Raw genomic sequence first — 14467 nt, 5'->3', positions numbered from 1 at the left:
GCTTAACCATCTAGCAGGTTTTCTTCGACACCGTGTACGGTTTAACCAGGAAAGTTCAGTATGAAAGATTTTAACAATAAAGTGGCAGCCATTACTGGCGCAGGTTCAGGGATTGGTCAGCAGCTTGCCATCTTACTGGCCAAACAGGGCGCACATCTGTCCTTGAGCGATATCAACGAGCAGGGACTGGCCAAAACCGTTGAGCTGGTCAGCAGCTACCCGGTTAAAGTCACCACGACCAAGCTGGACGTATCCAGCCGTGACGGGATCAAGGCCTGGGCTGAACAAACGGTACAGGATCATGGCAAGGTAAACCTGATTTTTAACAATGCTGGCGTTGCGCTGGGCAGTACTGTTGAAGGCATGAGTTATGAAGAACTGGAATGGCTGATGGGCATTAACTTCTGGGGTGTGGTGTATGGCACCAAAGAGTTTTTACCCCATCTGAAAGCCAGCGGTGACGGCCACATCATTAATATTTCCAGCCTGTTTGGCTTGACTGCCCAGCCAACCCAAAGCGCCTACAATGCCAGTAAATTTGCCGTACGTGGCTTTACCGAAGCCTTGCGTCAGGAACTGGACATCCAGAATAATGGCGTGAGTGCTACCTGTGTGCATCCGGGTGGTATCCGTACCAACATTGCCAATGCTGCACGCATGAATGACAGTATCCGTAGTCTGGGCATGAACCCTGAAAAAGCTGGCAAGCAGTTTAACAAGCTGCTGCGTACGCCGCCTGAAGAAGCAGCACGCCAGATTTTGGAAGCCGTGCGTCACAATGACCGTCGTTTGCTGATTGGTAATGATGCCAAGGTACTGGAACTGATCCAGCGTATCATGCCAGCCGGCTATCAAAAGGTAGTGGCATTTGGAACCAAGCTGCAACAGCGTGGTGCCAAGTAAGGCTTGAATTAGCAAAGTTTGAACCAGCTTTAAAATACAGCGAATACTGGTTGAAGCAATGCTAAACCAGTGTGTAAATAAAAAAGGCAGCATCGCTTAATATGCTGCCTTTTTACCTTAACACTCATGCGCGGTAACAGCCACAGAAGCCTTGTTAAACCAGTTTTCTAAGACCAAATGCCAATGTTGAGCGGGCAGTGTTGTCACTAAAATCATATTTTTATTAGCCAGCAGGATAAAAACTGGTCGTAACTGTTAAGTTTTGCTCAAACAGCTCAAAAAAAATTAAATTAAAGTAAAAAATTAAGTAATTGAGCATTTAAACTATTGTCACAGGTAATTTATGAGTTGAATATATATTCGCTTTTTGCTTGATATACTTCTTCAAGTAATAAAGGGAAAAGATCAATGAAATTGATCTGATTTCAAGTGCTTGAATATTAGTGATGTGGGGAATCAAGCCAATTCATCAAGAGTGAGTCATTCAACATGGCAGTGACTGAAACGACTGCTGATGTAGATACTTGCTGACTGGAATAACTACTGATTTGAATAACTAGGGAGGGTTATTGTTATGCGCAAGCAGCCACAGCAAAAACGAGCCAGAGAGCTGGTCAACCGAATTTTAAAAGCCACTGAAAACTATATTGGCTTGCATGGGCTGGAAGATTTAACCACCCCTAAAATTTCTGAACATTCTGGCATTAGTGTTGGGTCTATTTACCAGTACTTCAGCAATAAGCAGGAAATTATTGAAAGCCTGCTGGAATATAAAAGCCACGAGCTGGGACAGGATTTTAAGCAGTTTGTGCTGTGTCATAGTTTTCCGGATTTAAAAAGCATGATTACGGCCAGTATTGATTTTGGCTTCGAACAGCTCCAGGCCAACAATGGCTATTACCTTGAAATTCTGCGTCACTGGCACAGCTTAAATGGGCAAAAATCCATTCAAATCCTGCAAACGCATTTTTCAGAACTATGCATGTACATTCTAGGCAAGTTTTATACCGGACAAAATCCGGAACGTCTGGAGCTTAAGGTGTTTATTGTGGTCAACAGCACTATCCAAACCATCATGAGCTATTGTTCGCAGGGCATCAATAAATATAGTGAGCAGGATATCAAGCAGGAACTGACCGAGATGATTACAGGTTATCTGGAAAAATAAAAAAGCTGACTAAAACACAGCCAGCTTTTTAAATATGGTAGTACGTGGATTGATTTACTTGCGTTGTTCGACCACCAGTGAATCAATTCCACTGTTTTGCAGCAGGCTTTGGGCATTCAAGGCTTCAGCGCGGTTAGCAAATGGCCCGGAAACAACCCGGAACCAGGTTGAACCATCGGCCAGCGTGCTTTGGCGCACATCGGCAGGCAAGCCTACTAGCAAGATTTCAGCGCGTCGTGCGTCAGCATCATCCGGATTCTGGTAACTGTTCACTTGCAGAATATATTGTGGCAGGGTAGCCGTAGTAATTTCTACCGGGTCGCTATTATCCGCATTAACATCATCTGGGACAGTGGGTTCAACAGCAGGCGTGCTTGGGGTTGCAACAATAATATTGTCCGCCGCGTTGTTGGGATTGGCAGGTACGGCTTCATCCGGCACAGGCGTCACTTGTTGTTTGGGCAGCAAGTCGTAGAACTGGTAGTCCTTGTTAGTTTCATCCGCACTGGATTCGGCCGATGTTGGCTGGGTCGCGTCAATCGGCCGATTGGCAGGACGCCACGGTTGCCACAAATACAGCAGCACCATAATAAACAGCCCCAACAGCATGCCAAAAATCATCCATAACCATCCGGGGATCAATTTCTGGTTGCTGGGTTCTTTAACCGGTGGACGCTGGGTCGCGCCCCGTGGAGCTTTGCCAAACACAGTCTATTCCTCAATGAACAACTATTTTTCTAACCCACAATCGGGATTTCTGGTCTTGCGGCAAGGTGAAGCAGTGCTTCAGTGTTCTTGCCGTGTTACATGGCTATTTCAGGCATAGCCTTCGGTCTTGCGACCTGAGGAATATATTCCGTAAGAGCGATGTTTTGCTTACATGGTCTCAGGTGCGGAGACGCCCAATAAAGATAACCCATTTTTAAGCACTTGTTGTACGCAATATGCTAATAACAGACGAGCTTTAGCCAATTCAGGCTGTTCTGCAAAAATCTTGATAATCGGGTGGGTGTCATACCAGCCATGTAACTGTCCGGCCAGCTCTTTTAAGTAATTGCCCAGTTGATGCGGTTCATACTGCTGGGCAGCACGTGCCAGTACATCAGGATAAGCCGCCAGCTTGGTAATTAGTTCACTTTCTGCCTCACTGGTGAGCTGAGCTTTATGTGCATTTAATTCTTCAAAGCGAATTTCACCGAGCTGGCTGCTAAAGTTATTAAACAGCCTGCAAATTCGCGCATGCGCATACTGGATGTAGTACACCGCATTGTCCTTGCTTTGCGACACGGCAAGATCAAGGTCAAAATCAATATGCTGCTCACTTTTGCGCATCACATAATAAAAACGTGCCGCATCGTTGCCAACTTCTTCACGCAATTCACGCAAGCTGACAAACTGGCCAGAACGCGACGACATTTGCACCATTTCACTACCACGCCACAGGCTGACAAACTGCACCAGCAATACGGTGAGTTTTTTGGAGTCAAAACCCAGTGCATCAATGGCCGCTTTAACCCGGCTGATATAACCGTGGTGGTCAGAACCCCAGATATTAATCACTTCATCAAAGCCACGCTGGAACTTGTTTAAATGGTAAGCAATGTCAGCAGCAAAATAAGTGGTCTGGCCATTGGCACGCTTGACCACCCGGTCTTTTTCGTCGCCAAAATTGGTGGATTTAAACCAGATATTGCCGTCTTTCTCGTACAAAAAGCCGTTTTGATCCAGGACTTCCAAGGCTTCGGTGATTTTGTCCTTTAGGGTGGCTTCGCTAAACCACTGGTCAAAGGTCACGCCAAAATCAGCCAGGTCATCCTTGATATCATCCAGAATTACCTGCAATGCAGTTTGGTGAAACAGCCGATAATTCTCTGCACCCAGCAATTGCTGTGCGTTATGGATCAGGCCATCAATATGTCTTTCCTTGTCGCCGGACAACAGTACCTTGTTGCCATCTTTGTCCAGTTCCGCAGCATACACGGCATCGCTGGGCACATTGGCAAACACCGCATCTACTGGGCGGTTAAACTGGTTGCCATACTGATCAAAAATTTTCTGGGCAATATCCTCGGTCACATATGCGCCACGATAGCCATTGGAAGGAAACGTCAGGCTTTGCCCGCACAATTCCAGATAGCGCAAAAAGGTACTGGTGGCCAGAATATCCATCTGGCGACCGGCATCATTGACATAATATTCGCGCTGTACCGTCCAGCCAATTGCTTCCAGCAGGTTAGCCACCGTCATGCCATAAGCAGCACCCCGGCCATGTCCCACATGCAGGCTGCTGGTCGGGTTGGCAGACACAAATTCAACCTGTGCTTTTTTGCCATTAAACTGCTGGCTGCGGCCAAACTGGCTGGTTTGCGCAATAATTTGATCCAGTACGGCAAAGCGCTGGTCATCATTTAAAAAGAAATTAATAAAACCGGGGCCTGCAATTTCAGCCTTGCTGATCACATCCACCTGTGGCAGGGCAGCCAGTATTTTTTCGGCCAGATCGCGTGGCTTTTGTCCGGCTGCCTTGGCGGCCATCATGGCAATATTGGAGGCAAAATCACCATGACTACGATCACGGGTTCGGCTCAAGCTGCTGTTATTTTGAAAGTCCTGTGGCAAAACGCCCTGCTGTTTCAGGCTATCGATGGCAGTATCAAGTGCGGATTGGATCGCAGTGTTCATAAGTGATCAAAATGCAAAAACGGAAAGCTGCACAATATAGCAAATTTGCAGGAAAAAAGGGCAGCCTCGTCCGACAGGCCCGTAAAACTCATCTTATATTAGTAATAAAATAGATATATCTTTTTTAAAATAATGTTATAGTGCCCAAGCAGTCTCTCAATTGCCGTAAACGTTTACGTAAATCAACGTATTAATGATTAAAGCGGTTAAGGAGCTTTAAAATGATGTCAAACCCAAAAAAACCAGTGATGCTAAATTCTTCATCAACATTTAAAAAATTGCCTGCGCGTTATATGGCTGTTGTTATGCCACTGATTTTATCCAGCATGATGAGTGCCATCGTGTCGCTCATCAGCACGGTAAAAAGTCTCGGTTTGCAACCTGACCTGCTGGGAATCTGGTTGGGTGCCTGGCTGATTTCATGGATTGTGGCATTTCCCACCGTGCTTATTGTATTGCCAATTGCGCGGCGTTTTGCCTTGCTGTTTGTGCAGCCGCCGCAACCTTAAACCAAAAATCAGCTTAAAAATTCAATCTCAACAAGGACAGTATTTTCTGTCCTTGTTGTCCTAATCCTTTTAATGCTTAGCCTGTTAATCTTCTAACAGCTGCTCCAGCAATTCCTGCGAGGGTGCAAAAAAGTAGGCGCCATTGACTGGTTTGGTAAAATGCAGCAAACGGTCATGCAGGCCATCCTCGGTTTTGCCATGCATGCGCGCCAGCATCCGGTTAATAATGCTTAAATCGTTGGTATAACCCACAAAAAACAGACCCATATCGCCACTGGCATTACCATAAGGCAGGCTATGGCGCACAATTTCCAGTTCTTCACCATCTTCTTCAATCACAACCCGTGAAATATGCGCGTTCTTGGGCTTGATGTCGTCTGGCAGTTCTACACTATCCAGCTTGGTACGGCCAAACACATCTTCCTGTGCGGTGGTGCGTAGCTGGTTCCATTTATCCAGATCATGCACAAAACGCTGGGCGAAAATAAAACTGCCTTCATAAAATTCGCCACTGGCTTCTGGCAACAATGCCACCTCAGCACGGTCATCGGCCATTTGCGGATTTTCTGTGCCATCAATAAAACCAGTTAAGTCGCGGTTGTCGATATAGCGGAAACTGGTGATTTCATCCACCACCTCGACGTCATTCCGAATGCCCTGCAAGGCAGCCTGCGCCAGAATAAAGCAAATGTCAGCACGCTCGCTGGCAATATGAATAAAAATATCCGCAGGAACAACCGGCATGTCAAAGGCCGCACCAGTAATGTCTTGCAACTGGCTAAAGTTGGGTGGCATTTTGTCATGCAGCTGTGCCCAAAGTTCAGGGCCAAAAGCAATGGCTGTTTTGATGTTCTGGTGAGTGTGCTGGGTCAGCAAGCGGTCACGGGTATCCAGAAAATGCTGGAGCTGGGCCTTAATACGTGCCACATCCAGTTGCTTGGTTTTAATCACCAGAAAGCGGGCATGAACCGAAGGTAAGGGTAAAATTACCGATTGTGCTGGCATGGCAGGCAGAGCTCCTGATGGCAAAAATAACAGCTTTAACGATCACAGTTTTAAAAATAGCAGGTGTTAAGCAAACCAGTAATTAAACGGGCTATCGTTGATCTGGTCTATTCTGGTTATTAGTCTATTCAGCTAAAGAACATAATAAAAGCTCTGTAGCAGCCTGCACTTAATAAAAGTTTGCTTTCCAAAAGAGTATGAAATAGTCCGGTTTTTGACTTAAAGCGGCTTTAGATAGCGCAGGGTTTTTTGTCCCAGAAAAATCAGGGCAAAGCAGGCTGCCATGCACAAAACAATGGCAAGGCCAGTTGAGCTATTGAGCCAGACACTACCCCATAATCCGCTGGCAATGCCGACTTGCGCCCAGACAAAGGCCCACAGCACCATTTGCCTGGGTGAATGCGCCAGCAGGCGGGCGGTCAGTGCCGGAATAATCAGCAAGGCGCCCATCAGTAGTGAACCCACAGCACGCAGCGCCAACACAGTAAACAGTGCCAGTAATAGCATAAAAATCAAGCGTTGCAGGCCAGCCCTGGCACCTTCACTGGTGGCAATATCAGCATCGGTAACCAGCCGCAATTGCACACGCCAATTATACAGCAGTATCACTACCCCAGCCACTACGGCAACTGTTAGCGCCGGAATGTCTGGCCAGTCCAGTGCCAGCAAGTCCCCAAATAAATAGCTGAGCAATTCTGGCCGTAGGGTAGGCAGGTACTGGATAAGCAGCAGGCCACCACACAGCAGCGCCGAGGAACAAAGCGCCAGCAGGGCATCACTGGGCAGGCGCGAATCATGCAGCACCCACAAAATGGCTACCAATAAAAGCGATAGGCAACCTACCCCAAACCATAGCGGCAAACCCAGTAAGGCAGCCATGGCAATCCCCAGTAAAGTGCCATGCGCCATGGTATCGGCAAAAAATGCCATGCGGCGCCACAACATCAAACAGCCCAGTGGTGCCGTTAGAAATGCCAGCAAGCTACCCATCACCCAGGCTGGTGCCAGTAAAATCAGCCAGTCCATTTAATGTTTGTCCATTTTATAGCTCAGGTTCCGGGTGGATATGTGGTGTATTGCCACACTGATTATGAGTAACTTCACCATGTACGCAGTGATCGTGGTGATGCTGGTAAATCATGCGCTGGCTACCAAACAGTTCCTGATAGGCCGGATGCTGCTGGATATCACTGGGCGTGCCACTACAGCAAATATGGTGATTTAGGCACACCACGCGCTGGGTGCCCTGCATCACCCACTGCAAATCATGCGACACCATCAGTACCGCACAGCCATAGCGCTCAGGCAGGGTGCGCACATAGGCATATAATTCGCTTTCCGACTGGATATCCAGACCCTGCATCGGTTCATCCAGCACCAGTAGCTGTGGGCTTTGCAGCAGGGCACGTGCCAGCAAGACCCGTTGCCGCTCACCGCCGGACAATTGTTGCACCTGACGCTTGAGTAAATGGACAATCCCGGTTTCGCCAATAATCTGCTGTAAAAAATCTGGTTGGCAATGGGAAACTTCCAGCAAATCCATCACCCGCAATGGCAGGCTGGTAGAAGGATTAAAGCGCTGCGGCACATAGCCAATTTTAAGTCCGGGCTTGCGCTGAAGCTGGCCTGCATTAATACGCTGAATACCCAAAATCACCTTCACCAGCGTCGACTTGCCTGCACCATTGGGACCAATCAGGCTCACAATTTCCTGTGGCGCAATCTCAAGGTCCACTTGTTTAAGTACTGAACGCTGCTCAAACTGCACTGAAATATGGCTAAGCTGGATGAGGAATGAGGTAGGGCTAGTCATGACTGGCAATTCTGGCATAGTCCAGCAATTTCAATCATGCTGTGCTGAGCGGTAAAACCACCACTGGCTGCCACCTGAGCCAGACTATCCATTAAAGGGCTGGCTGAGGTTTCCTGCACCTGATGGCAGTTCTGGCAAATCAGGAATGCCGCCTGATGCCCGGCACGCGGATGACAGCAGGGAATATAGGCATTAATGGATGCCAGCCGATGAATAAAGCCCTGTTCCAGCAAAAATTCCAGTGTACGGTAAACCGTAGGTGGTGCTGCCGGACGCTCATTATCACGCTTCATTTTGGCCAAAAGGTCATAAGCACCAATGGGGGCACTGGCCAGCAGGATCAGTTCCAGCACCTCACGCCGTAACGGGGTCAGGCGTGATCCTGAACTCACACAGGCCTGCTCAGCTTCCAGCAATCGTTGCGCAACAGCCTGCTGGCTATGGGCGGTCTGATGAACACCATGCAGTGCATCATCATGCGGATGGGAACAGCTGGTCATGGGTGCCTCCTTAAGGCAGCGCGGCAGATCAAAGCCAGTCATGAGGAAAAGCGTATGCGCATAAGCCGGTTGCAAGCATGAAGCCTCTATAAAAAGATTTCACGCGATCAAACGGCAGTTGCTTTTTTAGTAAACGTAATAGTATAACATGCTACCCTTTAATTCACTATGATTTCACAGCCTTATACCTGATGCACAGTCAGCAGGCCGCTTTGAGGAAGATATGCGCTTTTTTGTTATTGCCGCACTGGCTTTAGGGATACTGGTTTTAGGAATAACCACCCTAGGCTTAAATCACGCCAATGCGGCAAGTCGGCCACCTTCAGGGCAGGTTCATGCCGCTGCTGTCTCTGGCATGGTCGTGAGTACCCATCCATTATATCTGATTGCAAAGGCAGTTACCCAAGGTATTGAAGAGCCAGTATTACTCTTACCGCCCAACCAATCCGGCCATGATGTACAGTTGCGGCCTGCTGATCGTCAGCGCTTAAAGCAAGCCAATTTTGTGCTGTGGTTTGGCGCACAATATGAAACCCCGTTGGCAGCAGTGCTAAAAGATCAGCCTAATGCCATTGCGCTGTTTGACCTAAAAGCCTTTAAGCGCCTGCCACTTCGTGATCCACAGGGTAAGGTTTTTGCCAGTTCACTGGACCCGCATTTGTGGCTAGACCCTGCTAACGCCGTTGGAATTGCGCATGCCATTGCGACAGTACGTGCCCGGCAATTCCCGCAATATGCCAGCCGCTACCAGCACAATGCCCAGATGTTTAGCCAGCGTCTTATGGCTCAGGCCAGCCAGTATCAGTCATCAGACGCCAAGCCATACTGGGCTTACCACGATGCCTATCAGTATCTGGAACGCAGTTTGAACCTGAATTTCAAGGGTAGCCTGACGGTTGAACATGATTTGCCGCCCACCATTCGCCAGCTGGCGTGGCTGCAACAACAGCGTCCCAAGCCAAAAAATGGTGCAGCTTACCCCATGTGCCTGCTGGCAGAAGGTCATGCAGACCCGGCTACACTCAAGCGGCTGCAACCTGTTAAAGTGCAAACTATTGATGAAATTATGAGTGGAGAACAAGATTTTGTGGCTGGCTGGCAGAAACTGGCACAAGATATAGTAGCCTGTACCGAACCTTAAGCTAATCTTAAATCGGGAAATAAAAGCTGGTCTTTTCGCCTATCGGATTCATACTAAAATACAATGCTTGCTGGCATGGAACTGATTGCATGTTTGGGTTTGCACCACTATAATGCTCGCGCTTAAAAGTATTGTGGTCAAATTTTGACAGGTTCTGCTGCAATTTTGGGATGCAGAACAGGCCATTGCGTATTCAACCGTAGCCAGAAGATTCATTATGCATCAGCCAAAGCGCCTATCCAATATGCATAGTATGCTGGTTGATCGACGTCTGGCGCGCGGCCTGACCATCGCACAGGCGGTTGTAATACCCATTTCATCATTGCTGGCCTATTTTATTGCAGGCTGGGTTGCGGCCCGAAGTGCAGGACTGGGTGCCTTGCTTTGCTGGCTAGGCAGTGCCTATTTTGCCTGGCAGGCTTTCCGTCAGGGTGGCGCTCAGGCCTCCAAGCAGATACTAGGCGCAATGTATAAAGGAATGATAGGTAAGTTTGTTATTGTTATTGTTGGTTTTATTATCGTCTTTCGCAGTGTTTCACCTTTGTCAATGCCCGCCCTGTTCGGTGGCTTTGTGATGGTACAGGTTATGGCATGGCTGTATCCGTTGTGGACTGCACGGCAGCGGCCAAACAATTAGCCGAATCCTGATTCGGTAATCCTGTTCAGTCATCTGGACGGATTGTGGTTGAAGTGTAATGAGAGATTCTTTGATGGGTAACGGGATGAAAAGCAGCACGCGTCATCCGTTAACTACCTTAATCCAGCTTTGCTATTAGTAGTTTTTAGATATTGGTTCGTTTTTAATAATTGGGTGCGATTTATGGCTGAAGAACACGCCTTGACTTCGACAGAGTACATCAAGCATCACTTGACTAACTGGACCTATGGCAAAATGCCGGACGGTACATGGAAAGTGGCTGAAAATGGTACTGAAGCACAGCAAATGGGCTTTAATGCCATCCATCTGGATTCCATGCTGTGGTCTGTCACGCTTGGAATTATTTTTTGCCTGATGTTCTGGCTGGCTGCACGCCGTGCCAATACTGGTGTACCAGGCAAATTCCAGTCTGCCATTGAAATGGTCATCGAATTTGTGGATACCAGCGTGCGGGAAACCTTTCATGGTAAATCCCGTCTGATTGCACCACTGGCACTGACCATTTTCGTCTGGATTTTGCTGATGAACACCATGGACTTGATTCCAGTGGACTTCATTCCGCAACTGGCTGCCATGGTAGGTTCCAATGTATTTGGCATGGACCCGCACCATGTGTATTTCAAAGTGGTGCCAACCACTGATCCGAACATTACACTGGGTATGTCACTGTCTGTGTTTGCGCTGATTATCTTCTATAGCCTGCGCGAAAAAGGTATTGGTGGCTTTGTGGGTGAACTGGCATTAAACCCGTTCAATCCTAAAAACCCGGTATTAAAAGTGATCTTTATTCCAATCAACCTGATTCTGGAACTGGTGACTTTTCTGGCACGTCCGATATCACTGGCACTGCGACTGTTCGGTAACATGTATGCCGGCGAGCTGATCTTTATTCTGATCGCGCTGCTGCCATTCTGGATTCAGTGGGCGCTGTCTGTGCCCTGGGCAATTTTCCACATTCTGGTTATTACCCTGCAAGCCTTTATTTTTATGATGCTGACCATTGTTTACTTAAGCATGGCAAGCGAAAAGCATTAATGTTCAGTACCCGGTTCTAATGGGCCGGGTACTTTGTATGCTGTTTTAATGAATCATCTGTTTTTGTTATAAACCTAACCTTTGAGGTATTACACATGGAACTCGTAGTTGGTCTAACCGCTATCGCAGCAGCTCTTCTGATCGCTTTTGGTGCTTTAGGTACTGCTATTGGCTTTGGTCTGCTGGGCGGCCGTTTCCTGGAATCTGTTGCTCGTCAACCAGAACTGGCTCCACAATTACAAACTCGCATGTTCCTGATTGCTGGTTTGCTTGATGCGGTACCAATGATTGGTGTGGGTATTGGTCTGTTCCTGATTTTTGCTAATCCGTTCATCGATCAACTGAGAACTGCGGTTGGTGGTTAATTCTTAATTCCCAAATTCATCATTGAGGAATTGCAATGAATATCAACCTCACATTAATTGGCCAAGCCATTGCATTTGCGATGTTTGTCGCATTTTGCATGAAGTTTGTCTGGCCACCACTGATCGCAGCGATTAGTGACCGTCAGCGCAAGATTGCTGATGGATTAAATGCGGCTGAGCGTGCCAAAGCTGATCTTGCCAATGCACAGGCGCAGGTCAAGCAGGAACTGGACGCCGCAAAAGCACAGGCAGCTCAACTCATTGAGCAGGCTAACCGTCGTGCTGCCCAACTGGTTGAAGAAGCGCGTACTCAGGCAGCAGCCGAAGGTGAGCGTATTCGTCAGCAGTCACGTGAAGCAGTCGATCAGGAAATCAATCAGGCGCGTGAACAGCTTCGCGGGCAGGTTGCTGCCTTGGCAGTGGCTGGTGCCGAGAAGATTCTTAAAGCCCAGGTTGATGAACAAGCCCATGCTGCCATGTTAAATCAACTGGCTGCAGAACTATAAGCGAGAAGACTCATGGCTGAACTCTTGACGTTAGCACGGCCTTATGCCAAAGCGGCTTTTGGCTATGCATCTGAACAGGGTATGGCAGACAACTGGTCTACCGTGCTGCAACTGCTAAGTGCAATGGTTCAAGATGAAGCATTTTCCGCTTATTTGAATCGCCCTGAGCTGACCCCTGAACAACAGGTGAAGATCATTGTAGACACCAATACGGCGCTACAGGATCAATCAGTGTCCAACTTTATTACTTTGCTGGCACAAAATGATCGTTTAAACCTGTTGCCAGAAATTGCTCTTGAGTTTGAGCAGCTAAAGGCACAAAACCAGAATCAGACTGATGTTACCATCGAATCTGCATTTCCATTAACGGATGAGCAAAAGCAACTGCTGGTTGACCGTTTGTCAAAACGCTTTAACAGCAGCATTGATGCCACCGTAACTGTAAACCCTGCGTTGATTGCAGGGGTGGTGATTCGTGCCGGTGATCAGGTGATTGATGATTCTGCCCAGGCTAAGCTGGAAAAAATGCGAACTCGTTTAACCGCGTAATGGTGTAACCATAACGGTTAGGCAGAACTTAAAAAATATTGAGGTATAGCGCAAATGCAACAACTGAATCCATCCGAGATCAGTGCGCTCATTAAACAGCGTATCAGCGATCTGGACACCAGCGCGACCGCCAAGAATGAAGGTACCATCGTCATGGTATCCGATGGTATCGTGCGTATTCACGGTCTGGCTGATGCCATGTACGGTGAGATGATCGAATTTGACGGCGGCTTATACGGTATGGCACTGAACTTGGAACAAGATTCAGTCGGTGCTGTCGTATTGGGCAACTACTTAAGCCTGCAAGAAGGCCAGAAAGTTCGCTGTACCGGTCGTGTACTTGAAGTTCCAGTAGGCCCTGAATTATTGGGTCGCGTTGTCGATGCACTGGGTAACCCGATTGACGGCAAAGGCCCAATCAATGCCCAGGTTAATGATGCTGTTGAAAAGGTTGCACCTGGTGTAATCTGGCGTCAAAGCGTTGATCAGCCTGTACAAACTGGCTATAAGTCAGTCGATACCATGATTCCGGTAGGTCGTGGCCAGCGCGAGCTGATCATTGGTGACCGCCAGACTGGTAAAACTGCCATGGCGATTGACGCGATTATTGCCCAGAAAGATTCTGGCATTAAGTGCGTGTATGTGGCGATTGGTCAGAAGCAATCAACCATTGCTAACGTGGTACGCAAACTGGAAGAATCCGGTGCGCTGGCCTACACCACTGTAGTTGCGGCCTCTGCCTCTGAACCTGCTGCCATGCAGTTCCTGGCACCTTACTCTGGTTGTACCATGGGTGAGTACTTCCGTGACCGCGGTGAAGATGCACTGATTGTATATGATGACCTGTCCAAGCAGGCAGTGGCGTATCGCCAGATTTCCCTGCTGCTGCGTCGTCCACCAGGCCGTGAAGCATATCCAGGTGACGTATTCTATCTGCACTCCCGTCTGCTGGAGCGTGCATCCCGTGTTTCTGCTGCCTATGTTGAGAAATTCACCAATGGCGCAGTGACTGGCCAGACTGGTTCCCTGACTGCATTGCCAATCATCGAAACCCAGGCGGGTGACGTATCTGCATTCGTACCCACCAACGTGATTTCGATTACCGATGGTCAGATCTTCCTGGAATCCTCACTGTTTAACGCGGGCGTACGTCCTGCAGTAAACGCGGGTATTTCGGTATCCCGTGTGGGTGGTGCTGCACAAACCAAGATTATCAAAAAGCTGTCCGGTGGTATCCGTACCGCACTGGCACAGTATCGTGAACTGGCGGCATTCGCGCAGTTTGCATCAGATCTTGATGAAGCAACCCGCAAGCAGCTGGAGCATGGTCAGCGCGTCACCGAGCTGATGAAGCAAAAGCAGTATGCGCCGTTCTCCATTGCTGATCAGGCCGTTTCCATTTATGCCTCTAACGAAGGCTATCTGGCTGATGTTCCTGTCAACAAGATTGGTGACTTTGAAGAAGCCCTGCTGGCTTATATGCGCTCTCAACACAGTGCATTAATGGACGAGATTGATCGTACAGCCAACTTTAATGGCGACATTGAAGCAGGCTTGAAGCAAGGTATTGAAAGCTTCAAAGCAACTCAGGCTTATTAATCTTCAAGGTTTATCCTGAATGTTAATCCCTGAT

At 48.1% G+C, this 14467-nt stretch carries 16 protein-coding genes; 10 read left to right on the top strand and 6 right to left on the bottom strand.

Features of this window, described 5'->3' with window-relative positions:
• The first annotated feature begins 60 nt into the window (after positions 1–60).
• Positions 61–903, top strand: a complete 843-nt coding sequence (locus E2B99_RS07895) for an SDR family NAD(P)-dependent oxidoreductase (protein ID WP_134244362.1) — start codon at positions 61–63, stop codon at positions 901–903.
• 574 nt (positions 904–1477) lie between these two features.
• Entirely contained in the window at positions 1478–2071 is a 594-nt protein-coding gene (locus E2B99_RS07890) for a TetR/AcrR family transcriptional regulator (protein WP_134244360.1), read from the top strand.
• A 54-nt stretch (positions 2072–2125) separates the two neighbouring features.
• Here E2B99_RS07890 and E2B99_RS07885 read toward each other — a convergent pair whose 3' ends face one another.
• Together E2B99_RS07885 and argS are read right to left on the bottom strand one after the other, a co-directional pair.
• Complete coding sequence (locus E2B99_RS07885) at positions 2126–2779, bottom strand: SPOR domain-containing protein (protein WP_134244358.1); 654 nt, start codon at positions 2777–2779, stop codon at positions 2126–2128.
• A gap of 168 nt (positions 2780–2947) precedes the next feature.
• Complete coding sequence (argS, locus tag E2B99_RS07880; protein ID WP_134244356.1) at positions 2948–4753, bottom strand: arginine--tRNA ligase; 1806 nt, start codon at positions 4751–4753, stop codon at positions 2948–2950.
• 221 nt (positions 4754–4974) lie between these two features.
• Here argS and E2B99_RS07875 point away from each other — a divergent pair, with 221 nt between their 5' ends.
• A complete protein-coding gene (locus tag E2B99_RS07875; RefSeq protein WP_430981460.1) occupies positions 4975–5262 on the top strand; it encodes a DUF2798 domain-containing protein in 288 nt (95 codons plus the stop codon).
• An 84-nt stretch (positions 5263–5346) separates the two neighbouring features.
• On the opposite strand, the gene E2B99_RS07870 is transcribed toward E2B99_RS07875, so the two are convergent.
• The 4 genes from E2B99_RS07870 to E2B99_RS07855 all read right to left on the bottom strand — a co-directional run bounded on the left by E2B99_RS07870 (position 5347) and on the right by E2B99_RS07855 (position 8580).
• On the bottom strand, positions 5347–6267 hold the full coding sequence (locus tag E2B99_RS07870) for a Dyp-type peroxidase (RefSeq protein ID WP_134244354.1): 921 nt from the start codon (positions 6265–6267) through the stop codon (positions 5347–5349).
• A 219-nt stretch (positions 6268–6486) separates the two neighbouring features.
• A complete protein-coding gene (locus E2B99_RS07865) occupies positions 6487–7257 on the bottom strand; it encodes a metal ABC transporter permease (protein ID WP_430981462.1) in 771 nt (256 codons plus the stop codon).
• A 52-nt stretch (positions 7258–7309) separates the two neighbouring features.
• Entirely contained in the window at positions 7310–8098 is a 789-nt protein-coding gene (locus E2B99_RS07860) for a metal ABC transporter ATP-binding protein (protein ID WP_134244350.1), read from the bottom strand.
• Complete coding sequence (locus tag E2B99_RS07855; RefSeq protein ID WP_134244349.1) at positions 8077–8580, bottom strand: transcriptional repressor; 504 nt, start codon at positions 8578–8580, stop codon at positions 8077–8079. The genes E2B99_RS07860 and E2B99_RS07855 overlap by 22 nt, the downstream gene beginning before the upstream one ends.
• A gap of 223 nt (positions 8581–8803) precedes the next feature.
• Between E2B99_RS07855 and E2B99_RS07850 the strand changes: the two genes are divergently transcribed.
• The 7 genes from E2B99_RS07850 (at position 8804) to atpA (ending at position 14433) form a co-directional block, all read left to right on the top strand.
• Positions 8804–9721, top strand: coding sequence for a metal ABC transporter solute-binding protein, Zn/Mn family (locus tag E2B99_RS07850; RefSeq protein ID WP_205669650.1), 918 nt, complete (start codon positions 8804–8806; stop codon positions 9719–9721).
• A 217-nt stretch (positions 9722–9938) separates the two neighbouring features.
• A complete protein-coding gene (locus tag E2B99_RS07845; RefSeq protein ID WP_240687769.1) occupies positions 9939–10358 on the top strand; it encodes an ATP synthase subunit I in 420 nt (139 codons plus the stop codon).
• Positions 10359–10541: 183 nt separating this feature from the next.
• Complete coding sequence (gene atpB / locus E2B99_RS07840; protein ID WP_134244348.1) at positions 10542–11414, top strand: F0F1 ATP synthase subunit A; 873 nt, start codon at positions 10542–10544, stop codon at positions 11412–11414.
• Positions 11415–11509: 95 nt separating this feature from the next.
• A complete protein-coding gene (atpE, locus tag E2B99_RS07835; RefSeq protein WP_026471668.1) occupies positions 11510–11779 on the top strand; it encodes a F0F1 ATP synthase subunit C in 270 nt (89 codons plus the stop codon).
• 35 nt (positions 11780–11814) lie between these two features.
• A complete protein-coding gene (locus tag E2B99_RS07830) occupies positions 11815–12285 on the top strand; it encodes a F0F1 ATP synthase subunit B (RefSeq protein WP_026471669.1) in 471 nt (156 codons plus the stop codon).
• Positions 12286–12297: 12 nt separating this feature from the next.
• Entirely contained in the window at positions 12298–12834 is a 537-nt protein-coding gene (locus E2B99_RS07825; protein WP_134244347.1) for a F0F1 ATP synthase subunit delta, read from the top strand.
• 54 nt (positions 12835–12888) lie between these two features.
• On the top strand, positions 12889–14433 hold the full coding sequence (atpA, locus tag E2B99_RS07820) for a F0F1 ATP synthase subunit alpha (RefSeq protein WP_026471671.1): 1545 nt from the start codon (positions 12889–12891) through the stop codon (positions 14431–14433).
• Positions 14434–14467 lie beyond the last annotated feature (34 nt).

This window comes from Alkanindiges illinoisensis (assembly GCF_004377485.1).
In the GTDB taxonomy this organism is placed as follows: Bacteria; Pseudomonadota; Gammaproteobacteria; order Pseudomonadales; family Moraxellaceae; genus Alkanindiges; species Alkanindiges illinoisensis_A.
This window is presented reverse-complemented; position numbering and strand designations above follow the sequence as displayed.